Below are 25,148 nucleotides of genomic sequence, written 5' to 3'. Positions count from 1 at the left end.
TTGTATTAATTTTTTCTTTCTGCTATGGGGATAAATTCTCTATTTTCCGGGCCTGTATAATTGGCGCTAGGCCTAATGATTTTACCGTCTTGGCGCTGTTCAATCACATGGGCGCCCCATCCCGAAATCCTGGACATGACAAACAGAGGCGTGAACATATCGGTAGGGATTCCCATTATATGGTAGGCCACCGCAGAAAACCAGTCCAGATTCGGGAACATACGTTTTTCATCCCACATTACGGTTTCTATCCGCTCGGCGATATCGAATAAACGCATATCTCCACTTTCTTCGGAGAGTTTTTTTGCAATTTTCTTTATGACTTGATTTCTTGGATCGGCGATGGTATAGACAGGGTGTCCAAAGCCGATGATGACTTCTTTATTCGCCAATCTCTTTTTGATATCGGCTTCGGCTTCGTCAGCGTTGGCATACCGTTCCTGGATTTCATAGGCTACCTCATTTGCGCCGCCATGTTTTGGACCACGTAGCGCACCAATGGCCCCAGCGATACAGGAATAGATATCAGAACCTGTACCGGCAATGACCCTAGCTGTAAAAGTCGATGCATTGAATTCATGCTCAGCATAGAGGTTTAGGGAAACCTGCATGGCCTCTACCCAAGAATCACTTGGTTTTTTTCCGTGCAATAGATGAAGGAAATGGCCACCGATTGTCGCATCATCTGTTTTTACATTGATTTCCTTTTGATTATGACTGTAATGGTACCAGTAGAGTAGGGCAGAACCCATGCTTGCCATTAATCGATCGATAATATTTCTGGTTGTTTCCACCTCGTGCTGGAGGGGCTCGGGCTCAAGATTGCCAAAAACCGAAACCGAAGTCCGGAGTAAATCCATGGGATGCGCAAATTCTGGGATCAATTTCAGTACCTCTTTTAATTGCTGTGGAAGTCCACGGTCCTTGATCAGTTTTTGCTGGTAAGAATCCAGTTCTTTTTGAGTTGGAAGATGTTCATGGATCAACAGGTAAGCTACTTCTTCAAAGCTAGCTTTTTCTGCAAGGTCCAAGATGTCGTAACCTCTATAATGAAGGTCATTTCCGCTTTTACCGACGGTACAAAGGCTTGTATTTCCAGCAGGAACACCCGAAAGGGCAACGCTTTTTTTAGGTTTGAAACCTGATTCATTTGCTTCTTTCATATTATTTGTTTTTAAACAATTGGTCTAGTTCGTTTTCATACCGATAATAGTCGATACTTTGATAAAGTTCTTCCCGAGTTTGCATGCTGTCGATAACTTGCGCTTGGGAACCATCCTTTCTGATATGCTGGTAGACATTGAGGGCAGCTTTGTTGGCCGCACGAAATGCTGATAGCGGATACAGGACGATGGAGACGCGCACATCCTTTAATTGCTGAACAGTGTATAAGTCTGTTTTTCCAAATTCTGTTATGTTGGCTAGGATCGGTAAGCCTGTAGCTTCAGCGAATCGTAGGTAATCCTCCAATTTGGTCACTGCTTCTGCAAAAATGAAATCAGCCCCAGCAATTTGATAGGCAACGGCACGTTCCAAGGCCTTGTCCAACCCCTCGGAGGCAATGGCATCTGTCCTTGCTCCAATTTGAAAATCAGGGTCTGTCCGTGCATGCACTGCAGCCTTGATCCTATCAACCATCTCTTCAGTAGAGACCAGTTCCTTGCCGGGTCTATGGCCGCATCGTTTTGCACCGACCTGGTCTTCCATGTGGATACCGGCGGCACCTGCTTTTTCCAAGGATTTGATCGTTCTGGCGATGTTGAATGCCGAGGGACCAAAGCCAGTGTCGATATCTACCAATAAGGGCAGCGAGCACACGTTGGTGATCCGCTGCACATCGATCAGGACATCCTCTAACGTGGTGATCCCGAGATCAGGGATTCCTAATGAACCAGCTGCTACGCCACCACCGGATAGGTAAATGGCTTTAAATCCAGATTGTTCCGCCAATAATGCATGGTTAGCATTAATAGCGCCTACGACCTGTAAAGGGGTTTCAGATTGAATAGCTTCTTTAAATTTACGACCTGCAGAATCCTTCATATATGTGACGGGATAAATAGTTTATAAAATGATAATGGTAAGGGAAAATGAACTAAGGTAACGTCAATTTGCCTCTCTCTTAAAGGTAGGAAAATTTATGGGTTATCGGAATTTTTATGCTGGAAAAGATGAATAAGAAATTGGCCTTAATAGATAGGGAATAGACTGATTTTGAAAGCCATTGAATTAAGGGTAAAGGCTTCTGGTTTCAATAAACAGATCGATTTGGTTCAGGACTTTTTTCAGATCCTTAATTACTTCATGGGACCAGAACCTGAATACCGTATAGCCTAGATCACGCAAGGCCTTGTTGTTGAAGAAATCCTTTTGCATATTTCTTTCGATTTTTGGAATCCAAAAAGCTTGGTTGCTCTTTATTTTCGATTTTACATTTTCCCAATCATAGCCATGCCAAAATTCACCATCGACAAAGATGGCTAATTTGTATCGGTGGATGACGATATCTGGGCTTCCCGGAAGTTTCTTTTGATGGATTCGGTATCGGATGTTTTTATTCCAAAGTGCTTTGCGCAATATAAGTTCGGGTTTAGAGTTTTTGCCTTTGATCTTAGACATTATCTTACTTCGCTTTTTACTGGTATAAAATCCTTTCGACTCCTCAAAGCGAGGAACTTGTATTGGGCTGTCATTGTAAAACTTATTAACCATCTACTAAAATTAAGGAAAATGTGTGATTTCTGAAGTAATAGGAAAGGTTTTGTAAGAATAGTTATACTTATACTGGCTTGACTTTTCCTAGTAATATTTAATTTGCTGCAAAATTTGTTAAGTGTTGTTTTTTTTCTATTTTGAGTTACAGTAAACCTAGATTTCTAACAAAACCTACTTAACTAATGAAAAAACAGAAGAGTTATTTTAGGACCCTGACAAAGATTCTATTGTTCAGTGGCTCCCTTAGTATGGTTCCCATTTCTCCATTATTTGCGAGTCCGGCAGTCTATACGGCCCCTCAGCAAAAAATCACGGGAACGGTCAAAGACTCAAAGGGGGAGGCCCTTTCCGGTGCGACAATCACCTTGAAAGGAAGCAGAATTAAGACCCAGACGGATGTCAACGGGAATTTTGAATTGTCGGATGTGCCAGCAGGATCGACCTTAACGGTCACCATGATCGGCTTTTTAAACCAGGATGTTCCTGTAACAGGGAATTCAGTAAATGTAGTCTTATCAGAAGATGCGCAAGGACTGGATGAAGTGGTGGTGGTTGGTTATGGTTCCTTGGACAAAAAGGAACTGACCAGTGCCGTAACTACCATCAAGCCCAAAGATTTTGTTCCAGGTACAGTTTCGCCGTTACTTTCGATGCAGGGCAAGGTTGCAGGCCTGAATGTTTCATCAAACAACGGTAGCGACCCGAACTCATCGGTCAGTGTACAATTGCGCGGAGTAAACTCCGTTAACGCCTCACAAGGTCCATTGGTGGTAATTGATGGGGTACCTGGAGGTGATGTGAACTCGGTTGCCAAAGAAGACATCGAATCCATTTCGGTTCTTCGAGATGCATCCGCAGCTGCCATTTACGGTACACGTGCATCCGGGGGTGTCATCTTGATCACTACCAAAAGGCCACAGATCGGAAAACCAACTGTAAACTTTACATCCGAGTACTTTATGGAAACGGTTCGGAAGCGACCACAAGTTTTATCACCAGAGAAATTTGTGGAAGTTGGCCTTGGAGACGACCTAGGCCATAGAACCGATTGGTATGATGAAGTCACCAATAAGAACCCTTTCAGTCACCGTCAAGTGCTGAATGTCAGTGGAGGTTCGGAAGATGCCAACGTCTATGCCACTTTCGTAAAAAGAGATGCCAAGGGTATTGCACTTGGATCTAAAAGAGGGGAGATCGGCGGTCGTGTCAATACCAATTTCAGGTTTTTTGATGGATTTGCAGAATTGTCAACCAATGCCAGTTATAACCAAGTAGATGCCGATTTTACCAATAATGACATCTTCAATATGGCCATGGTATTAAATCCAACCGAAACGCCATACAATGCTAATGACCTGACCGGCTATAATGTTTTGGTCGGAGGTTATGATTATTGGAATCCAGTTGCTGAAGTTATGTTAAGAGATGATAGAAGGCAATATCGCTACCTATTAGCGAACTCAACCTTGAAATTGAATCTTACTGACTATTTAAGCACCAGTGCTACCGTTGGTATCAAAAGTAATTCAGAGCATGGAAGTTTCTTCCGTTCGGCACAACATCGCTTATCTAGACAGGACGGAATCGATGGATATGCAAGTCAGGCATTCCAACGTAATTTGGATCGTGTTTTTGAATGGACGGTAAATTATACCAGACGTTGGGAAGAACATTCGGTCAATGCCGTTGGAGGTTATAGTTATCAAGATTTCAATGGCCGCGGCTTTGATATGAATAACTCTGATTTTCCAGTTGACGGTATCAAAGAAAACGACATGGGGACAGGTTCGTTTTTGCCGGATGGGCGTGCTGGAATGGGTTCATGGAGAAATCCATGGGTGAAATTGGCTGCCTTCTTTGGACGTGTTAATTATTCCTATCTAGACCGATATATTGTGACAGCTACTGCTCGATATGAGGGCTCTTCGAAGTTTGCTCCAGAAAACCGTTGGGGATTCTTCCCAGGTCTATCCTTAGGCTGGAGAATGTCTCAGGAACCGTTTATGAAAGATGTCACCTTTATTGATGACTTAAAATTCAGAGCGGGATACGGTGAGACAGGAAATGAGGGCTTCGGTGCCGAGGTATCAACACGGATGTACTCAGCGGATACTTGGTTCTTGCAAAACGGACAATGGTTCCGTACCTATGGGGTGAAACATAACCAGAACCCAGGCATTAAATGGGAAGTGAAAAAAGAATACAACTTAGGAATGGACTTTACCATCCTGAACAATAAGTTGAGTGGTCGATTTGATATCTATAAACGTAAGATTGATGACCTGATCTATGATATTTCTGTTTCGCAACCTCCGGCGATCCACGATAAAACAACGATGAACGTGGGTAGTATGGAGAATAACGGTTTTGAATTTGAGTTGAATTACAATGCTGTTCAAAAAGAGAATTTCAGTTACAGAACTTCAGTTGTTGCTTCGCACAATACGAGTAAATTAAATTCACTATGGGGAAGCCAGACGTTTTCTGATCGTAAGGGATTCCCAGCTCCAGGTTCTCCGGGATCTGCTGTTAGGTTGTATCCAGGAGAGGAAATCGGAAGGTTCTTCTTATGGCAGTTTGCTGGATTTACCGATGATGGCTATTGGATGTTATACGATAAGGACGGTAATGCCTTCGACGTACGCGACAAGAACAAAACTGTAGGTGATAAGAAATTTGTTGGACAAGCGATTCCTACCATTCAGTTGTCATGGAACAATGAGTTTACCTATAAAAATTGGGATGCCAATATTTATATGAGAAGCTGGATCGGTCATGATGTTTTCAATATGATCAATATGTACTACAGCTTACCAAATGTAAAGGGACAGAATGTATTGGATGAGGCTTATGAAAAACATAAGGATATCAAGGGTGAAAAAGAACTATCTGATTACTGGTTGGAAAAAGGGACTTTCTTGAAAGTGGATGCAATCAATATTGGTTACACGTTCAACAGGGAAATGATAAAGCCATTTAAGAGCTTGAGAGTTTATGCAACTGGAAGAGATCTTTTTGTATTCACCAAATACAGCGGATTGGATCCTGAGGTGAACATCAACGGATTGGATCCAGGCTTTGAGGAAAGGAATGTTTATCCAAAGACAAGAACCTTTATGATGGGCTTACAACTTAATTTTTAATGAAAACGACCATGAAAAAATATATAATATTTCTATGTGCAGGTTTTGGTTTGTTGACAACAAACAGTTGTACCAAGCTTGATCAAGAGTTTTACAGCTCGGTAACACCAGAGACCTTTTTTAAGAGTGAGAAAGATATTCAAGCGGCCTTATTTCGCCCGTTTACCCATGCTAAATGGTATATGGGGGAAGACCGTTGGCGCTTGCAAGAATATACAGCAGATAATTTTGCCATTACCACCAAAGGTAGGCACTGGTATAATGGGGGTGAGAATGAAAGATTTCACTATCATCGTTGGACACCGGATGATGGATGGATTTGGGGTAGCTGGAGAGGCACACTAATGGGTGTAGCTTTGGCATTGGATGCGAAAAGCGATTTAGAGAAGTTAGATTATACGCAATTTGCACTGACCGATGAAATTAAAGCATCGCATTTGAGTCAATTGGATGCCTTGATTGCCTATTTCTATTTACGGGGTTTGGATTATTTCGGAGGGATGCCAATTTTCGAATCACTTGAAGGCGAGGCTTTACCACGAAATACCGATGTGGAACTGTTCAACCATATTGAAAAATTGTTGAAAGCAGCTTTGGAAAACATTCCAGCTAAAAAGGCTGGTGAGCAGGAAGACGGTGCCATTACCAAGGGAGCGGTTGCTGCCATGCTGGCACAGCTTTATTTCAATGCGGAGTCGTATATCAATAAACCGATGTACAATGAAGCGAAAACCTTGGCCCAGGCCATCATCAATAATCAATATGGCAGTTATTCTTTAGATACGCAATGGAATGGTCCCCATACCTTTACCAATGATAAATCGCCAGAAATCCTATGGTCTATGCCCTCGGAATTCAAAAAACTGGAATATAGTTGGTTCTATGCTGATTTTTATCATTATAACACCCGTCAGTATTTCAACCAAGATATGGGGGCGAACAATGGTGCCCACTTGACACCATCGCGCAAGCCAGACGGAAGTTTGTATACCACTGACTTTAAGTTAGGTGCTCCATATGAGAAATATTCAGCTGGCGATTTCAGAAAGAAGCCATACAAATACAATGGAAGTGGAAATTATGAAGGTATGTTCATTATAGGTCCACACTTGACTCCAGATGGAAAAGCAATAGTTGGAGGAGAGGAGTATAAGGATAAGCCATTGAATTTTGTGGATCAGGTAGGAAGGTTTACAGAAGTAGGAGCAGGCAAGAAATATTCGAGTGTCAGTCAATTACCATCTAAAATGTCAGAGGGAGAAGAGAATACGGGAGTTCGTTTGGTTAAAGTTCCGATTCCAAATCTGAACGACAATACCTTGAGATGGGGCGCAGATATGCCTATCATTCGTTTGGCAGAGGTTTATTACATGCTTGCCGAATGTAATTTCCGTGCAGGGAATGCTGCAGAGGCGGCAAATCTGATCAACCAAGTGCGTAAGCGTAATTTTGAAGGTGGAAAGGATCCTAATCCTGTGACGGTTGCTAACCTTGACAAATACCGCTTGCTTGACGAGTGGAGCATTGAGTTTCTAGGTGAAGGAAGAAGAAGGACTGATTTAGTTCGCTGGAAAGCCTTTACTACGGAGAAATGGTGGGATCATGTGGCCAGCAATTCTGCTCATTTAAACAGATTTCCTGTTCCGAATGAAGCTATTGCAGGTAATAATAACTTACAACAGAATCCAGGCTACGAATAATCATATTTGGATGAAAGAAGAAAGAGTGACTGCATCAGTCACTCTTTTTTTATGAACCTCTGTAGAGGTCCTTCTGAAAATTAAGTAGGTTGTACTTATGGAGGAAGTAAGCCCTAAAGGTCATGTAGTAGTATTGATGGATAGCCGTGAATAATAGATTTAAGTTGTCGTCGTGATAGGCTGATCCTTCAAAATATACCAAGTCGTTATTGACAAATCTGGTCAAGCCATCCAATGTATCCTTTGCGAGTTCTACGGTCAAATCTGAATTGCTAAGGAGCGTTGAGATTTCGGTCTTTAATCTCGTTTCCAGGGATTTGTTTTTCATTAAATGACTGATAATTTCAGAATACTCAATCTGTTCATAAACAAAGGCATACCTTTGCGTCAGGTCATAATAGAATTGGATGCGATTCTCAAAGCTTGCTTCCATTTCCTTCATCACTTCATATTTCTTCTTTAATTGGCTTTTGGTCAAATCGTTATCCGCAAGACTATAGAAGGTTTCAAATGATTTTGTGTTTATTTCATTTATCTGTGCCTGTTTAGCTTGAATTTCAATTTCTACGGATTTGAGGATTTGATTAGCATCCGAGCTTTTATATTTTACCCCATCATAATCAAATGATTTGATCTTATAGGTTTTGTTTTTGATATCAGTTAAGGTCTGTTTATCATTCAATAAGGAATTAAGGTCAAAGGAAAGGTCTCGATTATGATCGGAAAATAGTTCAGAGATTGAAATTGGCTCAGCATGGTAATCCAGCTTGGAGAAATCTTCAATTATCGGATTGATGAAGAAATAAAAGTCATTATACATTTCATCAAAATCATTTTTCTCAAAATCCTTCACAAAGTTTTGCTGGAATTCCAGAGTATCTAACTGTTTAATGGGGCCTTGGTGATTGAGGTTGACAAATAGATGGTTTTTTATTTTTTGGAATAAGTTATCCTTATTCTTGAGTAACTCGATAGCAGGAGATTGATTGTTGTAATCAACCTGAATATCCATTTTTGCAATGGCCCTGATGCGGTCTTGAGTTGATGGATGCGACTGCCATTGGTTTTCTATATTCAATTTAGATTTATTGTATTTTGACTCAGCATCCAAAGGTACCATGGGGAAGCCATTGTTGATTTCGTAATTGTTCTTTTTAGCAAGAAATAAATTAACCACCTGCTGGTTTTCATAGATGTCTTTGGGCAACCAGTTTTGGTTATGGTTCTTTTCATAAAAAGAAATGACGCTTTCCAAGGAATGATTTGCGAAGCTCAATCTTTGTAAACTATCTGCCATGGCCTTTGATCCAGCCACATTGGCCGCAATTTCATCAGCATGAAATTCCATTTCCCTGGAAAGGGCAAGATAATTTATGTTGATATAGTCATATAGTTTCTGGAGGATCTTTTGAATTCCATTTATGGAGAAAATGGAAATATATAATGGTAAGGCAAGATAGGAGCTCAAACCGGCAATGTTTTCATGCATCTTTCTCAAGGATTCATTGTTGTAGAGCATGTTGAAAATAACATTGTTCACATTATATACATAGCTGCCGACCTTCATGCTTCGTTGCGAAAAATGGCCGAATTCATGGGCTAGGATAGCCCTCAATTCTTGGTTGGTCAATGAATTTATTAATCCCACGCCAATCTGTAGGTTTTTTCTAACTGGAAAAAACATACTCCAAAAGCTAGAATTATAAAATACGGAAGCATTAACGTTGTAAGTCAAAAAGACCTTTTGAGGGAAGTCAGTTTTTATTTCATTTACTAATTGATGGATCATGGCAAACAATTCAGGTTGTTCTTCTTGGGTGACTTCGATGAACTCACTGGTGTCGGTCTTATTCGTTGCGAAAATAAATTTGATCAAGAAAAACAAGATCATAAACCCTGCTGCAATCAAACCTAATCCGAGTGTGATCGTCAAGAAATTAGGATAATTCACAATCGTCCAGATTCCGAAATAAGAGAAAGAAGCCGTGATTGCTATCGCAGTTAGCAAAAGGATGCAGTAGACTAAAATAAATACGAAAATTGAAAAAAGAGTTTTTTTAACCCGGGATTGAAAAGCTTGGGAAATTTGAATGTCCATAAATGTTAATTAGTTAAGTCTAATATAAAAATTTATACTAAACAAAATTCATAGTTTGTTTTTTAGGCTCCTCTCATTGAGTTGTTTTCTGTTCCATATTGTTCCATATCGTTTCAAACAGTGCCAAACTATTTCAACATGTATTTATGGGCAAAGAAAACTAGAGTTTAGCTGTCGATATCAAAACAGCATTGCATGCAATCGAATGGTTAAATTTTAAAAATTAAAAAAATGGCAATTATTTCAAACGGAATTTTAGGAAGTTTTTCAGGAAAAGTAGGTTCAGTAGTTGGTGGAAGTTGGAGGGGGATAGAATATATCCGCTCACTTCCAAAAAAGGTCAAAAGAGTACCTTCAGAAAAGATGTTGAACCAACAGGCTAAATTTAGCTTAGTCATGAGTTTTGTAAATCCATTGCGAGATTTTTTGAAGGAAAATTATGAGGATGAAAAAATCAGGTACATGACATCGGCGAACCTTTTGTCCAGCCATATTTTGCGGAATGCTGTACAAGGGAATTTACCTGAAATCAAATTGGATTACTCAAAAATTATTATCAGCAAAGGGACCGTAGAACAGATCATTGATTTAAGCGGAAAACAGACAGATCAGTCTATTTTGCTGACTTGGGCTCCAGAGGCGAAGTATTTGGTTCCATTAGCGGAAGTTGAGATTAGAGGGGTCATTTTTAATGAGCATAAAAAGCACTTCCATCACTTGTCATTAGGTACTCGAAAAATATCAACTGCAGAAATTTCAATGAATCTATTTGAGAAAGGCGATAAACTGGCAATATGGGTGTATTCTATTGATAAGAAGACCAAAAGGATTTCTGAAAGTCAATTTGTAAAAGAATTTATTGTCTAATGATCGAGTTGGTCAGAGTGTACAGTGCTGAAAATAGTACTTTATCTCATCTCTATATCGACGGTTTGTTTGCATTTTATATTTTGGAGGATAAGATCAGGTCTTCAAAAGTTTTCGGAAGAACCTGTATTCCTGAAGGGAATTATCCACTTGAGCTAAATAGCACGGCAGCGATGAACAGTCAATATGCGCCTAAATTTGGCAGACGTCACCAAGGTATGCTGGAGATCCGAAAAATTCCTGCCTTTTCACTCGTGTTTTTCCATATCGGAAATTATCATACCGATACTAAAGGCTGTCCGTTAATGGGAAGTTATTTCAGGAAGGAAGGTCAAGATTTTATGATTATTCAATCTGCCTTGGCCTATAAAACTTGGTATCCCGTTTTGGTAGAAAAGATAAGGATGGGGTCGGGAAGAATCAAAATTGTTAACCGCTTACAGGAGTTTAAATATGATTGATCCTCAGAGCAAAATTGGAAAATGAATGAAATTAATTTTAGAGGCATTATCCCAAATCCTATTGATGGTGAGGTCATCATCAATCAAGTTTCCTGGGAAAGTCATGATACTGATCAAATACTTAGGTTTGTTGCTTGATATCTTAAAGCAATGGTTTTATGCCAACCGAGATGTTAAAAAAGACGCTAAAGTAAAAAGATTTGTATTTAGATAATTGAAAGAATAATTAAAATGAGATTGGCAGTCCTTCATTGGACTGCCAATTTTATTTTTTTAGTTGAGATGATAGCTTTGGTTTTGAAATTCCATGGAAGCATAATAGTTGTATTTTTCTTTATTCAGAGGGTAGTCCCAACAACCCATCCGGTGATACACTTGTCCGCCAAAACCTGATTTGAATCGATATAATCCATACATAGGATGTGATTCATCCGCTTGCGGGGATATTCCAAAGAAGTCATATTCAGTACAGCCATTTTCTTTAGCTAACTGCATTGCTTTCCATTGCAGTGCATAAGTGGCCATATAATTTCTGTTTTCGGTAGCAGAAGCTCCGTAGAGGTAAGTTCCTCTATTGCCCGCAAGGACTAAAAACATGGCTGCAAGAGGTTGTTCATCTACTTGAGCGACCAAGAGAAATACCTGCGCAGGTGATTGGGTATCATTTGCCCGAGCGCTTAAAACCACCTTAAAATAGTTGATGTCATGCAGGAAGAAGTTGTTTCTCTGCGCTGTTTGGCGATAAAGTTCATACCAAACATCTAGGTTTTCTATGCCTAAGGATCGGATTTCTACACCTTTTCTTTTTGAGAGATTGATATTATAACGGGTCTTGGACTTCATGTTAGCCAAGATATCTTCTTCATTTTTTTTGAGATCCATGAAGATCGTATTGGAAGGGAGAATATCTGTATTAGCTTTACGAAGATTCCAATTTTCAGTATTGAAGTTAAACCTTAGTTCTTGAATTCTTTTTTCTGGAACACCGATCCAGTTTCCATGAATGTCATAGCAATCATCTTCTTTTGCCCATAAGGATTCCCATGATAGGTCATATCGGATCATGATACAGGATGAGGGAAGATAACTTCTGAGGCTTTCGGAAAGTTGTTCCAGGAAATAGCCTTGGTTTTCAGCCTCTGGTTCAATTTCAGGGCCATAAGGAACATAGGCAATACAGTGATCGGCATCAAGGTGCTGAATGATGATCAGCAGGTCGCCAATGATATAGGTGTCATCAGCTGGATGATTGAACAAATCGGATGACTTTACCTTAAAGTTATAGGCTACGCTTTGAACCCCTTGCATTTTCTTGACTTCAGACCAATAAGCGGTCTGTTGGATAATAGAGGTTCTGTAGATTTCTTTTATCTGTTTATCTTCTAAATCTGCGATCATGATGCTCTTTATTCTATAGGAAAGGCTGGCGAGAATAAATAAATCACCGGTCTTTGTGCCAAAAAGAGGCAAACATAACCAATAAAAGTTGGCTAAACGAATTTAATTGTCACGTTGTTGTTAGAAAGCGCTATTTAGTCTTCGTCGATAATTTCAGCGACTCTACCAACCTGGCCATCAGTGAGCCTAACTTTGATTCCCCGGCTATGGTAGGGAGCAGAAGTAAGGATATCTTTCACAATTCCTTCGGTGAGATTTCCAGATCTTTGGTCTTTTTTTAGGATAATATTAACCAAGATGCCCGGTTTGATGTTGCTTCTAGAATTTGGATCGCTCATTTTTTGCTTTGTTTATAGAGTTGCGAATTTAGCCATTCTAATGGATTTAGTCGATTAACTTTCTTGCTTTATAATTTTTGAATCATTTTGGATAGAGCGAGTGTATTCATATTTTCCATTTTTGTCCAATAGTATGATGGGCTGTTTGATGAGGTTATAATATTCCACTTCAAATGATTGGGGGTCTAATCCAATCTCGAAATCGTAATGAAAAATTCGGAATTGATCTTTAATAAAACCCCATTGATCCAGGGAATAATCATCAACGTCGATTGGAAGGATCTGGTCTTCATAATAGATATGTCGATTGTCCTTTCCATACAGAAAATCAAGGTATTGAAAGGATTTAGGGTCCACATTTACTAGTGCTTTCAGGTTTCCATCTTTTCTGATGTATATTCCGTTTTTATCTTTCCAATAAACGGTGTCGTATTTATCTTGGATATAATTAAATGACTTGCCGTCCAGGCCATCCACTATTACAATCTGCCATTTTGCTTCGGGGTTGTTCATTCGGTGTCCGTAGGCATTAACAATGGTTTTTGCAGGGGAATCATCTTGTAGGCATTCTCGATAGACATGGTTTTTGTCAGCAAAAAATCCCGAAACTTTTCTGAAAGTATCAGGGTCAGCTTTAGGGACTTCAATGACTTGGTTTGTATAGTCCCTAAATTGTAAGACTTTATCTCTATACTGATAAAAATTATCGAATAGTCTTTTGAGGTCTTCTCTTTTTAAAGTTTTGAAGAGTTCCATGGGTAAATTGTTTACATGGTTAGAAGATAAAGATGTAAAAATAAATATACCAAAAATACCAGTTCTAAGACTGTTCTATTTATTCGCTATTTTTCTATTTCAGCCATAAAAACTTCCTCAAAATTATCAAATGTTTGATTGGCAATATCAATTGCTGACTTTTCTTGAGAAGGGTCTGAAGCAAATTTGTTCAATGCATCAGTGTATTTTTTCCACATTTCTTCACTTTGATCCCCATAGCCTTCGAAAAATGAAAAGCCTTTTGTGATGCCATTTTTCTTTAACATTTGAACGATATATGGGCCGCCCATGATGGATCCTTCTAATACGTAGAATGAACTTAATGCCTGCAATGTATTTTCAACTTTGGGCGCTTCTGCTGGAGGTAGGCTGCTTAAATCGAACCCAAGGCTTTGGATGTCTGCTAGAATATAGGAAGAATCTCTGCGCATGGCTTTGTCAGGTAATATTTCGGTGTTAATGAATTTTCCGGTTTCTTGTTCTAAGGCATGGAAATAAGCGTAGAAACTTTTTAAAAAGGTCGCATATTCAGCTTCAGTTTTAATTTTTTTGATTATTCTAACCATTTTAGCTTCAAGCCTTTGGTGAGACCCTTTAGTTTCTTCCTTGATAATTTTACTTAGCATGATTTTTATGTGTTTAATAAATAAACCAATTTTTAGGGCATTAATTGTATTTAGGATGTAAAAAAAGGATTACGGAGATTCCGCAAGCTACAATTTGGATGCGGAAATTGCGTTCAATAATAATCTTTCATTGCATTCATATATAGATGGCTTAAACAATTTAGCTAAGCCTTGATTGGCTGTGAATTATTTGCTATTTTGCAGTTAATCAATACAAACCTTATGAATTACGAACTAACTTTTCAAAGAATATTAGCAGGTATTTTCCTGATTGTTGCTGTTTTCATTTCTTCGCCATTAAGGGCACAGAACCAAGCAAGAATAGTTGGTGATTTTGCAGACCCTAGCGTCATATCAGCCAATGGAAAATATTATGCAGTGGGAACTTCCAGTGAGTGGGCTCCCCATTTGCCCATTTATACCTCGACAGATTTAAGGGAATGGAAACAGGTGGGTTTTGTTTTTGAAAAAACTCCTGACTGGATCGCATCTTCCTTTTGGGCACCAGAATACTTTTATCAGAATGGGACTTACTACGTGTATTACTCCGCAAAGCGTAAGTCAGATGGAGTTTCCTGTATCGGGGTTGCAACTTCCAAATTTCCGGATCGAGGTTTTGTCGATCAAGGGATTGTTGTAGATTATGGAACCGAGTCTATCGATGCATTTGTTGTCAGGGATGGTAAGGATCTTTACATGACCTGGAAAGCCTATGGTCTTGATCAGCGACCTATAGAGTTATTGGGCAGTAAACTTTCAGCGGACGGTATGAAGCTTGAGGGCGAACCATTTTCTATTTTACAAGATACTGCAAAAATTGGTATAGAGGGGCAGAGTTTTATTAAGAAAGATGGGTATTACTATATGTTTTATTCTGCTGGAGCATGCTGCGGTCCAGGATGTGATTACCATGTACAGGCGGTTCGCTCAAAAACTATTAGAGGACCATATGAAGATGTAGGTGAGTCTGTGCTATTAGGAAGCAACGAAAGATGGAAATGCATGGGTCATGGTACTTTTGTGACCGACAAAAAAGGAGATTATTATTACCTATTTCATGGTTATAGCCAAGATGGGACGGTCTTTACTGGAAGGCAAGGTTTATTGGCAAAGTTGGAATGGTCAGATCAAAATAAGCCTGTTTTTGATTTCATAAAAAATGATAGTGAAGATGGATCATCAAGTTTCAGTTTGGATTTCAAGAATATTAAACGATCAGCTTTGTTTGGGCAATGGGATTTTAGGAATGCTATTCCTAAAATAGAATTGAATTCAACGGGCTTGGAACTATCTGCTGCTGAGATAAAAGCAAATGAAGTTGGGTCTGTGTTAACTTGGAGGCCTGCAAGCAAGAAATACGACCTAACTGCCAAATTGGATTTATTGAAGTCGGATCAAGAACTTCTGAAAGGGGTAGTGATCTATGGAGATAAAGATCGTGCTCTTGGTCTATCTGTTCAAGGAAAGAAAGTTATAGTATGGCAGGCAAGTGGGGAGGAGTACAAGATCCTTTCTAGCCAAGAAATTCCAGGGAATACGAAAGAAATTTCCCTAAGGCTTCAGACAAAAGATGATCTTAGCTGTACGGCATCCTTTTCGGTTCAAGAAGATATTTGGAAAGTTATGGAAATAAACGATGCAAGCAGCTTTAACCTTAAGGAACTTGCACCTTGGGACCGTAGTCCAAGGCCAGGCCTGCAAGTCAAAGGTGGTTCCAATAAAAAAGCAGTATTTACTGAACTGTCCTTAACTTATTAAAACATATAAAAACGCCATTCTATCCTAAAAGGTAAAATGGCGTTTTTGTATCCAGATTCCGTACAATTAAGTACAATCTTGACGAATTGCTATTCTGGAAAGAGGGTCTAATTTATGTTATTTTCTTTATCTTAGAGTAGCTTAAACGTTTAATACCTTTATAAACAGCAGTTTAATTTTCAAAATCCATTGCCATGAAAAGAGCTTATTACCTGTCAATTTTGGCCATTACTTTTATTGTTTTAAACAGTCATCCGGCATTTCCGCAAAAATCACCGTATAGTTTTGTTGAGGAGTTGGATAATTTAATCCGTCCTGATTTACTTCCATCCTATAGGACCGGCGAATATATTGAACAAATATCAAGTTATGATCGGACAGGTAAAAACGATGATGGATTTGGAGGAGCCTATTCTTTTATCCGAAAAGAAGGGAATCATTTGGTCATTGCAGATTTTAAGGGATCGGGTGTTGTCAATAGAATTTGGACACCGACCCCAACCGATGATACCCTGGCCTTCTATTTTGATGGTGAAAAAGAAGCTAGGTTGAGGATCCGTTTTTCAGATCTTTTTTCAGGGAATGTTTTTCCATTTGTGAAGGGAATTTCTGGGAATGAGGTCGGGGGCTATTTTACCTATCTTCCCATTCCTTATAAGAAGTCGTTGAAAATAGTTTTTGAAGGGGAGAAAATCCTGTTCTTACAGATCCAGAATAGGCAAATGCCTGATAGAAAAGTTGAATCTTATACCGGGACCTATTCGCCAATCGAAAAGGCCAAGATTGAGGAGCTAAGTAAAATTTATATGGGTATGGATCCAGGTGCCGATCTATTTGCTAAAGGCAAGTCAGCGGGTATTCAGGTCGTAGAAAAGACATTTGTAATCAACCCAGGTGAAGAACTTGACTTTTTTAAAGCAAATAAGGGTGGAAGGATTGTTGGGCTGGAAGTGGATGCAGGGACATCATTTGAAGGGATGGAAAAAGATATTGTATTGTCTGCAATATGGGATGATGAAAAAATTGAAGCTGTTTATGCTCCGGTTGCTGATTTCTTTGGATATGCCTATGGTAAAAAAGCTATGCGGGGTCTATTAATGGGGAGTAAGGGAAACCTAAACTATAGCTATATGCCTATGCCTTTTGACCGATCTGCTGAACTGAAAATGGTCTATAAGAAAAGAGCCAATCTGGAACAAGCGCCCATATCAATCAAAACTAAGGTTTACTATACAGATGAGGCAAGAGAAAAGGAGAAAGAAGGGAAGTTTTATGCGGTATGGCGAAGGGAAAAGCCAGAGACAGGTAAATATTATGAATTTTTAAAAACTAATGGAAAGGGTCATTATGTAGGGACCATTCATCTGGCTCAAGGCTTAAGGCCGGGCATGACCTTGTTCTTTGAGGGGGATGATGTCACCCATATCGATGGGAAACAAAGGTTGCATGGAACAGGTTCAGAAGATTATTATAATGGGGGCTGGTATGCTTTGTTGGACAGATGGGACCGTGGGATAAGTTTGCCCATCCATGGATCACTGGATTATAGTTTGCCAATGGGAAGGACAGGGGCCTATCGTTTTTTCATGACGGATAAAATGCCTTTTGAAAAGGAGATTGACCATGTTATAGAGCATGGTCCAGAAGGTAATGAGTTTCCAGTGGATTATACATCTATCGCCATGTATTATGCTGCCCAACCTTTGCGTTCAAAAATTGAGCCTACAGATGCACTTCGTCAGGTTTATTTGCCAACGGTTCATGAGTATTTCCCACAGTTGATGGAAGTAACACTTGGTGGTGGGGCAGAAGTCAAGCAAGACCGTGGATTAAGGATGCGTTCTGATGGGCATCATACCGTTCGAATTATGCTCACTGATGTTCCAGAAGGCGAGTATAAATTGTCGATTTCCTATTTTGAGAAGGAAAATGGGGCTGAATTCGCCATTTGGCAAAGGCAAAAGCTAATTGCAGATTGGAAGTCAAGCCTAGCTGCACAAGAGAAATTGAATGAGAAGGTAGAAATGGGAACTATTAAGATCACGAAACAAACCAATTCCATTACCTTTCACGTCCGGAAGCAGGGAGAGAAAGGTAATGAATTTGAGCTAGATCGGATATTTTTGGAAAAAATCGGCGATTAACCTTTTTTTCTGACACATCGGATGCAAGCATTCCAATTCGCTGTATAATTTCCGGTATTGATATAATTTCTGGACATGAGACTGTAATTGAACTGTGCAAATACAGCAGCTTCCTTGGTTCTCCAATAGCCTTTTGTTTGCATAAAGTTTAAACTGTTAGGGAAATATTGACTAAATCCTTCTGTGCTGATTCTTTTGTAACCCATTGGAACAAAATTAAGATACCCATCAACATATCCGATTGATAAGGATGTAGGATTTTGTGGGATTATTCTCGTATACCAATTTAAGCCTACAGTCTGTAACTCTTTGTTGGAATAATCATCCAATTGATTGAAATCATCTCTTGTTGGTAAATCCCAAACTCCTTCTGGATAGATTCTTTCACAGATGTTCTTGCCACCTATATTGTAGATATCATTGGTAAACATATCGGTCATGTGGGGGACATCATCGGTCGAATTGAAAATAGGGTTGTCATATCGGAATCTGTATTCATAAAAATTGCCAGGTAGTCTAGGGCTTTTAATATTTCGGTACACATTTGCTCTAGCCCACATGGTATTACCAATTGGAATAGCAGATTCAACCAATTTGATTGAAATAAAATAACTTTTTCCAGGTTGAGGGATAAAATTTGGGAAACTGAATGCACGATTATAAAACTCTCTTTCTAAATAATAAGGGTTGTCACCATATTCAGAAAGTCGCTCGCTTTTTATTTTAAGGGTGTCCAAAGAAACAACCAAGTTTACAGGTGCAGTTCCATTAGCAACTGTATAAAAGGTGTATCTTCTTTTCCAATCTGGTTCTGGAACAGAATCAGTTCCCACTGGTACGGAAAAACCAGAACCATGATGGTTATAGACATTCAAGGCACTTATCATAGTACTTGGGTTCTGGTAACTGCTATCGATTAATCTGAAATCAGCTCTGCTAAGACCTGAGTTGTCCTTGAATCGAGGGCTGGCATAAGCTATTGCGCCGAACATGCCCCTAGAGTTAATTTCAACGATGATCTGAGCGGTTTTCCTGGTCAAGACAATGTTGTTGATGCTGCTACTGCCATCGATGACATTGCCAGTAGTTATGAGGCCAGTAGCATAAGCAAAGTCCTGCCTCAATAAATTATTGTTTCCAGAAGGTTTTACTGGTAGGCTGTTTTGATTTGCTGTAAATACTTCTAAAGGACTGTTGTTGTTGTAAGTATATGCATACCATCGATAATTCGTGTTTCTGTATGCTTCAATGGAAACATCCGTACCACCAACCTGACCATCAGCTTGGTCAACAAATTCGATTGGCTTGCCATTAGGATCAGCTTTATATAGTACAATTTTATATCGCACACCATTTTTCAGTTGGGAGATCGCGCGGGCAAAATTTCCATTGCCCGAAGTTCTGGACTGTTTGTTCTTTACCGTGAGGGATTTCTTTTCCATCTTATCTGGGTAATGGCTGGGTATTTCCTCTGTTACCTTCATAATGGCATCAATACCATCTAAACTTACGATTTCACTTTCTGCTGCAATCTTTCGTCTCCTTGCTGTAACACTATTTGAAGCTTTACTATTATCATGATTCAATTCAGGTTCACTGATGTCTTGGACACCTTGAATTCTAAAGTGAAGTGAATTTTCTTTGGAAGGGTTAGGTTTCTCTGTTTCTCCAGTTTGCTTTTTACATGCTAGTATAGTTAAGATAAAAATCAGGAAAATAGCATGAAATAAATAGGTCTTATTAACTGTTATCATGTTAAATTAAGTATTGGTTTAATTTGAGCTTGGTTCTTAATTGTTTTTTTTAAGAATTTATAGATCAAAATTCTTGAATTTACCATCTGTGTTCATGTCCCAATCTTCTACTTTAGGTTCATTTGAAGGTCCTCCTGTCTTAATATTATAAGATCCGACTGCAATCCCTTCCTCTAATTCGAATTCTTCGATGAGGATAATTGGCTTGACATAAACTTTCTTTTTGTTAGTGCTGTGGTCCATGCTATTTGTTTGCAAAGAAATAGTTATTGTGTGTTTATTAACTAAATAATTAAAAATGTGAGCGAAAATATATTGTATTGTTTAAATAAATAAGTAAATGTATAACCAACATATATTTATGTTAATAAAATTAACTTTTATGTAGTAAGCTTTATTTGGTTTATTAGGATATAATCGTGGTTTTTAAGGAATTGTGGGTATGAAAATAATTTTTTGGAATTATTTTCTTTTGTAACAAAGTAAAATCCGCAACTACGCAGTAGTTGCGGATTTTATTTATCAAGTGTGTATTTTAGTATGGAAAGGTGGGGAGGGTTTATTTTAAAAGCCAGATATTGCTTTTGCCTTCCAAGGCTTCATAAGGTCTGGAGTTGCCATTCAGTAAATCTGTTTCATGGCCTTCTAAATGCCAGTTGAGGTCTTCTTCATTTACTTTTTTCATCTGAAAAATGGCTTCAGGGTCCTTGAAACTAATGTCACTTTTTAGCATGTTGATTTTATTGTCGGCAAAAAGCTGTTCAGCCTCATCTTTGCTAACCTGGATTAAGTTATTGGCTTTTTGGTCAAAATCTGCTAATTCCCTATCCATTTCCCTTGGATAATTATCTGCAAGGTAGGAAGCATATAAGTCCCGGTTTTTGGTTCGTAGGGCTTCATTTTTATAGGCAATGCGTTCAGGGTTCAGTTCAAAGTTAAAGTCTTCGGGATGTTCCCTAAATCCAAATTGTCTGTTTAATTCTTCAATTCTTTGTTCCAATGTCGGCATAAGTTTGATTTTATTGTTTCCTAATAAACGCTTTAAGGGCTGTTTTGTTATTTTTATTATGGCAAATGGCTTTTGAAAACCAAGATGATTCTTTCTTCTTCTAGGTCAATTTGATAGATCTGCTGACGTATCAATTCCTCATCATACTTTTCATCTTTGTTTAAGTTGGTCAAATATATCCTTTGTTCAGCGAAGATTTCCAGTAAGGTCTGCTTGCTTACTCCATTCATCCAACTGTGTTCTTGAACTTTGGATTGATCTTCCCAATACTTCAAGATCCTTTCCATGGCTGCATCGCCTTGATGTTGGTTTTCATATCTATCCTTGACGAAATTGTAGACATGGGATTTTAGTCCGAGCTTCATGTTCCGTCTATTTTCCTCTTCCATTTCTTCTTCATTTTTATAGCCTTTGAAGGGCTGGGTTTTAGCAATCAAATAAGGTAAGGTGAGTCCTTGTATGACCAAGGTCAATAGGATGGCGACAAAGGTGATAAACAAAATAAGGTTCCGGTGTGGGAATGCTTCGCCGTTTGGAAGGGTTAAAGGGATGGCCAAAGCCGCAGCCAGGGAGACCACGCCGCGCATACCTGTCCAGCCCATCAATAGCGGAGTATACCATCTTCGGGTACTAAACTGTTGTTGATGCGCAATCTGGGGCCTAAAAATGAGGGTTGCTAACATGGCAGCAAAGGCCGAAATCATTCGAGCTGCAATTAATACGATGGTGATGATGATGCCGTAGCCAATAGCCGTTCCCAACGGGGTTCCATGAGCCCGGATTCCAGCCACTATTTCGGGGAGGTCCAGTCCAATTAATAAAAAGACCATTCCATTCAATAGAAATACAAAGCTCTCCCAAACGGAGGCCCCCTTGATCCGACTGCTTGCTGCCAAGTACTTAAGCCTTTGTGAGGACATGTACAGACCACCTGCGACAACCGCGAGCACTCCTGAACAATGCGCCTGCTCTGCCAACCAATACATGAAGTAGGGGCTGATCAAGCTCAGGGCAATATCAGATGCTGCTTCGGTGCGCAGGTGTTTATGTATCCAAATAAAGATTTGAGCCACCAAAAGGCCAATGCCAACTCCCCCAAACAGCATCCATAGGAATTGCGTTCCTGCCTCTTGCCAAATAAATTGTCCCGTTCCTACTGCTACCAGAGCAAAACGGAAGATAATTAAGGAAGATGCGTCGTTCAAAAGGCTTTCGCCTTCTAGAATGGCAGTTGTTGATTTGGGGATCTTCACGAATTTGGTGATTGCCCCGGTGCTGACGGCATCTGGAGGGGAGACAATTCCCCCTAGGACAAAGCCTAACGCCAAACTGAAGCCTGGGATGATCTGATTGGATATGATGGCGACTAGAAATGCGGTGAAGAATACCACCAAAAAAGCAAAGCTTCCAATTATCCGCCACCATTTTTTCATTTCCTTGAATGAGACACCCCAAGCGGCTTCATAGAGGAGCGGTGGTAGAAAGACAAAGAAGATAAGGTCGGGGTCTATCTTTAAGAGGGGCAGACCCGGAACAAAACTAATGGCCAAACCTGCCAAAACCAAAAGAATAGGATAGGCTATTTTAAGCTGATTGGCGAAAATGGTTAAAAATACGATCAGAAGTATTAATACCAGGATAAAGGGTAGTAGGGTATGCATGGCAGATTAGTATTTAGTATATAGTATTTAGTATATAGTATTTAGTATATAGTATTTAGTATATAGTATTTAGTATATAGTATTTAGTATTTAGTAGTTAGTAGTTAGTATTTAGTATTTAGACAGGGAAATGGGGTTTTTGGTTGTAATAGTGTGATGTAAATGATTTAAGAAATTTGATATTTTAAACAATAAAAAAAGGATAGTGTTTTGTGACACTATCCTTTTTTTGAAGCTTTTATTTCTGATTTATTTCTTTATTCCTTGGTAAATGGTTGAGGCACCGAAAAATTGAGGCATTATCTTTACGTCGGTGAATCCGGCTTGTTCGAAGCGTTTTTTTAGTTCCTCGCCATACGGGAAGTTTAATGCGGATTTTGAAAGGTATTTATAGGCGGTTTTGTCCTTGCTAAACATACGGCTCAATAAAGGCATTACCCATTTGGTATAGATTAAATGGCCTGACTTCAGGATAAAATTTTGAGGTACGGAGGTTTCAAGGACGATAAGTTGACCACCTGCTGCTGTTACACGATATATCTCTTGTAGGCACTTGTCCAGGTTTTCAAAGTTTCGGATTCCATAGGTAATACTGATGGCATCAAAATTATTGTCTGGAAAGGCAAGGTTCTCTGCGTCTTGCTGATCTAGTTTAATTCTGTTTTCCAGTCCCAATTGTTTTACTTTTTCTTCCGCTACGGCCAGCATGCCTTCTGAAATATCCGTTCCGATAATTTCCGAGGCTTTGCTATTTGCGAAAAGCAGGAGCATGTCGCCGGTTCCGGTTGCAATGTCCAAGATTTTATTGGGACTTTTTGCTGCGACAAGATTGTAGACATTTTTCTTCCAACCTTTTTCCATGCCAAAAGTAATGACCTTGTTGAGTTTGTCGTAATTCCCGGAAATGGAATTGAACATTTTTCTCACCTGTACATGTTTTTGCTCTTGAGAAGCCTGATCTGGAAGAATAATCTTGTTGTCGCTCATTCTTAAATTTTTAATATCTGCCAAAGGTAAGTTAATTCGGGGATAAAACAGACTTTTTGGAGGGAAATTCTAAGGATAAGGAAGGGGAGAAGCATGCATTTACTTGCCCTATGAATGAAAAAAAACAGCAGTAACCATTTGGTTACTGCTGATCTTCTTTTATACTCTTAATCTGATTAACTCAGATTGGTTGTGCAAATTAATTCACGTCCCAGAAAATTTTGCTGGTCTGTGGATCGATGTCTCCTTGAGCAGTTACATTTGCATTGTTGTAGCTGTATTCACTTTGAGGATACATCAAACGAAGCGGGATCTTACGTCCTTGAATATTAGGATTAGCAGATAGAGGAACGTCAGTAGGGAATCCCAATCTTCTGTAATCTACCCAAGCTTCGAAGTTGTTGATACTAGGAAGGGATAGATATTTTTGGTTAATGATCAATTCCAATTTGTTGGCTGCATTATCCCAATTAGCTGAAGCCGCAAGAAGGTCGTCTGCTTCTGTTTGTGCATTGCTGACGTTTAGCCATTTGAAGGATTCCGATACGGCGTTTTCATATGTAGTTTTAGCGTTTCCAGTTAGCCAGCCGCGTTGAGTTGCTTCTGCTTGAAGGAATAAGCTCTCCACAGATGTAAAGAACCACATTGGGTCAGAACCAGAAGAAACGATACCTGGTCCAACTACTCTAGATTGGTTCGCAGAATACAATCCTTGAACGGTTGGTCCGCCAAAAATTGCACCTACATATTCAATGGTAGGATCTACAGGATCATCAGCCTTATCGAAAAGGTATTGATAACGGATATCATTATTTGATACATATCTATCTAATAAATATGCACTTACTCTATTGAATGCGTCTGTTTCAATTCCACTTTGATCTGCTACATAAGACATATAGACAGGGTTTACTTGGCCGTCGTTATTGGCAAAGCTCAAGGTTAAATTGGCTGAATTACCGGCTTCAATAAATCCGCTGCCATCAGCCGTAATTTTTGCAATTTCAGCAGTAGGGTTTTGAGCAAACTCTGATTGGTGGATCAATAATTTAAGGGATTGGGTATTTGCCAGCTTTCTCCACATGGTTAAATCGCCTCCAAAAAGGACATCTGCTGTCGCTGTTGCATCTGAAATTTCGGGGTTAGCCTTGAAAATTTGTCTTGCTTCCTCAAGTTGTACAAGTAAATCCGCATAGATGTCTTGTCCCTTTTCATATGTGGGAGCAATATTTGCATCTCCTTTTAATGCGTCTTTATAAGGAACGTTATTGTACATATCAACAAGGTACATAAAACCAATAGCCTTAATTACCTTGGATACACCTAAGAAAAATGTTTCATTGGTTTCTTCCGCTTTTTGAGCCATTAATTCGGCGTCGTTTAGGACATCAAACCAAGTGGTTGAACTATTAGCCCATTGAGCTTGCTGAAATGCAGGTGTGATACTGTAGTTTTCCAAAGGTAAACTTGGTCCATAACTAGCACCGCGACCATAATATCCGGTCCATGAGGCTGCAAAGGAGTATTGAGTTCCCATTCTTGTTGCTGTCTGCTTCAATACCATCGGTAAGATGTACTGAGGAGTGACAGAGGCAATCGTAGGTCTGTTTGGGTTGGTGTTGATATCAAAGAAACTATCTTTACAACCCGACAGTACTAAAGAAGTTGCTAGTACTGCCAATAATATTTTTTGTTTCATTTTCTTCTCGATT

21 protein-coding genes are annotated in these 25,148 nt (G+C 39.3%); 7 read left to right on the top strand and 14 right to left on the bottom strand.

Annotated features, from left to right (window positions below; translation table 11 throughout):
• Nucleotides 1–5 precede the first annotated feature (5 nt).
• From prpC to NLF99_RS08010, 3 genes are all read right to left on the bottom strand, one after another.
• Nucleotides 6–1,163 (bottom strand): 2-methylcitrate synthase, encoded by a 1,158-nt coding sequence (gene prpC / locus NLF99_RS08020; RefSeq protein ID WP_185212573.1) that lies wholly within the window; start codon nt 1,161–1,163, stop codon nt 6–8.
• Nucleotide 1,164: 1 nt separating this feature from the next.
• Nucleotides 1,165–2,043 (bottom strand): methylisocitrate lyase, encoded by an 879-nt coding sequence (prpB, locus tag NLF99_RS08015; RefSeq protein ID WP_185212572.1) that lies wholly within the window; start codon nt 2,041–2,043, stop codon nt 1,165–1,167.
• Nucleotides 2,044–2,229: 186 nt separating this feature from the next.
• The gene (locus tag NLF99_RS08010; RefSeq protein ID WP_185212571.1) at nt 2,230–2,712 is read right to left on the bottom strand and encodes a very short patch repair endonuclease; all 483 of its coding nucleotides are present in this window, start codon (nt 2,710–2,712) and stop codon (nt 2,230–2,232) included.
• A 185-nt stretch (nt 2,713–2,897) separates the two neighbouring features.
• Between NLF99_RS08010 and NLF99_RS08005 the strand changes: the two genes are divergently transcribed.
• On the top strand, nt 2,898–5,858 hold the full coding sequence (locus tag NLF99_RS08005) for a SusC/RagA family TonB-linked outer membrane protein (RefSeq protein ID WP_185216796.1): 2,961 nt from the start codon (nt 2,898–2,900) through the stop codon (nt 5,856–5,858).
• Nucleotides 5,859–5,869: 11 nt separating this feature from the next.
• Nucleotides 5,870–7,558: a RagB/SusD family nutrient uptake outer membrane protein gene (locus NLF99_RS08000; RefSeq protein ID WP_254527645.1), complete on the top strand. Its 1,689-nt coding sequence runs from the start codon at nt 5,870–5,872 to the stop codon at nt 7,556–7,558.
• 49 nt (nt 7,559–7,607) lie between these two features.
• Here NLF99_RS08000 and NLF99_RS07995 read toward each other — a convergent pair whose 3' ends face one another.
• The gene (locus tag NLF99_RS07995; RefSeq protein WP_254527644.1) at nt 7,608–9,566 is read right to left on the bottom strand and encodes a M48 family metalloprotease; all 1,959 of its coding nucleotides are present in this window, start codon (nt 9,564–9,566) and stop codon (nt 7,608–7,610) included.
• Nucleotides 9,567–9,887: 321 nt separating this feature from the next.
• Between NLF99_RS07995 and NLF99_RS07990 the strand changes: the two genes are divergently transcribed.
• The 3 genes from NLF99_RS07990 to NLF99_RS07980 are packed head-to-tail and all read left to right on the top strand — an operon-like array spanning nt 9,888 to nt 11,198.
• Nucleotides 9,888–10,523: a DUF6266 family protein gene (locus NLF99_RS07990; RefSeq protein ID WP_254527643.1), complete on the top strand. Its 636-nt coding sequence runs from the start codon at nt 9,888–9,890 to the stop codon at nt 10,521–10,523.
• On the top strand, nt 10,523–10,984 hold the full coding sequence (locus NLF99_RS07985) for a DUF5675 family protein (protein WP_254527642.1): 462 nt from the start codon (nt 10,523–10,525) through the stop codon (nt 10,982–10,984). Before NLF99_RS07990 ends, NLF99_RS07985 begins: the two co-directional genes overlap by 1 nt.
• Nucleotides 10,985–11,009: 25 nt before the next feature.
• Complete coding sequence (locus tag NLF99_RS07980; protein WP_185212565.1) at nt 11,010–11,198, top strand: hypothetical protein; 189 nt, start codon at nt 11,010–11,012, stop codon at nt 11,196–11,198.
• 59 nt (nt 11,199–11,257) lie between these two features.
• Here NLF99_RS07980 and NLF99_RS07975 read toward each other — a convergent pair whose 3' ends face one another.
• The 4 genes from NLF99_RS07975 to NLF99_RS07960 form a co-directional block, all read right to left on the bottom strand.
• Complete coding sequence (locus NLF99_RS07975) at nt 11,258–12,382, bottom strand: peptidoglycan bridge formation glycyltransferase FemA/FemB family protein (RefSeq protein ID WP_254527641.1); 1,125 nt, start codon at nt 12,380–12,382, stop codon at nt 11,258–11,260.
• A 134-nt stretch (nt 12,383–12,516) separates the two neighbouring features.
• Entirely contained in the window at nt 12,517–12,720 is a 204-nt protein-coding gene (locus NLF99_RS07970) for a YwbE family protein (RefSeq protein WP_254527638.1), read from the bottom strand.
• A 54-nt stretch (nt 12,721–12,774) separates the two neighbouring features.
• Nucleotides 12,775–13,476 (bottom strand): DKNYY domain-containing protein, encoded by a 702-nt coding sequence (locus NLF99_RS07965; protein WP_254527635.1) that lies wholly within the window; start codon nt 13,474–13,476, stop codon nt 12,775–12,777.
• Nucleotides 13,477–13,562: 86 nt separating this feature from the next.
• Nucleotides 13,563–14,123, bottom strand: coding sequence for a biliverdin-producing heme oxygenase (locus tag NLF99_RS07960; RefSeq protein WP_254527633.1), 561 nt, complete (start codon nt 14,121–14,123; stop codon nt 13,563–13,565).
• Nucleotides 14,124–14,345: 222 nt separating this feature from the next.
• On the opposite strand from NLF99_RS07960, the gene NLF99_RS07955 reads away from it, so the two are divergent.
• Both NLF99_RS07955 and NLF99_RS07950 read left to right on the top strand, forming a co-directional pair.
• Complete coding sequence (locus NLF99_RS07955; RefSeq protein WP_254527631.1) at nt 14,346–15,881, top strand: glycoside hydrolase family 43 protein; 1,536 nt, start codon at nt 14,346–14,348, stop codon at nt 15,879–15,881.
• A 194-nt stretch (nt 15,882–16,075) separates the two neighbouring features.
• Entirely contained in the window at nt 16,076–18,025 is a 1,950-nt protein-coding gene (locus tag NLF99_RS07950; protein WP_254527629.1) for a glycoside hydrolase family 172 protein, read from the top strand.
• Here NLF99_RS07950 and NLF99_RS07945 read toward each other — a convergent pair.
• The 6 genes from NLF99_RS07945 to NLF99_RS07920 all read right to left on the bottom strand — a co-directional run bounded on the left by NLF99_RS07945 (nt 18,022) and on the right by NLF99_RS07920 (nt 25,135).
• Nucleotides 18,022–19,779 carry a hypothetical protein gene (locus NLF99_RS07945; protein WP_254527627.1) on the bottom strand — a complete coding sequence of 586 codons (1,758 nt, stop codon included), beginning with the start codon at nt 19,777–19,779 and terminating at the stop codon, nt 18,022–18,024. The genes NLF99_RS07950 and NLF99_RS07945 overlap by 4 nt on opposite strands.
• 57 nt (nt 19,780–19,836) lie before the next feature.
• Complete coding sequence (locus tag NLF99_RS07940; RefSeq protein ID WP_185216778.1) at nt 19,837–20,022, bottom strand: hypothetical protein; 186 nt, start codon at nt 20,020–20,022, stop codon at nt 19,837–19,839.
• Nucleotides 20,023–20,338: 316 nt separating this feature from the next.
• Nucleotides 20,339–20,788, bottom strand: coding sequence for a hypothetical protein (locus NLF99_RS07935; RefSeq protein ID WP_254527626.1), 450 nt, complete (start codon nt 20,786–20,788; stop codon nt 20,339–20,341).
• A 56-nt stretch (nt 20,789–20,844) separates the two neighbouring features.
• Nucleotides 20,845–22,449, bottom strand: coding sequence for a Na+/H+ antiporter (locus tag NLF99_RS07930; RefSeq protein WP_185212556.1), 1,605 nt, complete (start codon nt 22,447–22,449; stop codon nt 20,845–20,847).
• Between the two features lie 249 nt (nt 22,450–22,698).
• Nucleotides 22,699–23,436 carry a bifunctional demethylmenaquinone methyltransferase/2-methoxy-6-polyprenyl-1,4-benzoquinol methylase UbiE gene (ubiE, locus tag NLF99_RS07925; protein ID WP_185216776.1) on the bottom strand — a complete coding sequence of 246 codons (738 nt, stop codon included), beginning with the start codon at nt 23,434–23,436 and terminating at the stop codon, nt 22,699–22,701.
• A 199-nt stretch (nt 23,437–23,635) separates the two neighbouring features.
• On the bottom strand, nt 23,636–25,135 hold the full coding sequence (locus NLF99_RS07920; protein WP_254527625.1) for a SusD/RagB family nutrient-binding outer membrane lipoprotein: 1,500 nt from the start codon (nt 25,133–25,135) through the stop codon (nt 23,636–23,638).
• Nucleotides 25,136–25,148: the final 13 nt, after the last annotated feature.

The sequence above is a fragment of the Sphingobacterium sp. LZ11T8 genome, assembly GCF_024261425.1.
Taxonomy (GTDB): Bacteria; Bacteroidota; Bacteroidia; order Sphingobacteriales; family Sphingobacteriaceae; genus Sphingobacterium.
Note: the sequence above shows the minus strand (reverse complement) of the source record. Positions and strands in the feature narration are given on the sequence as shown.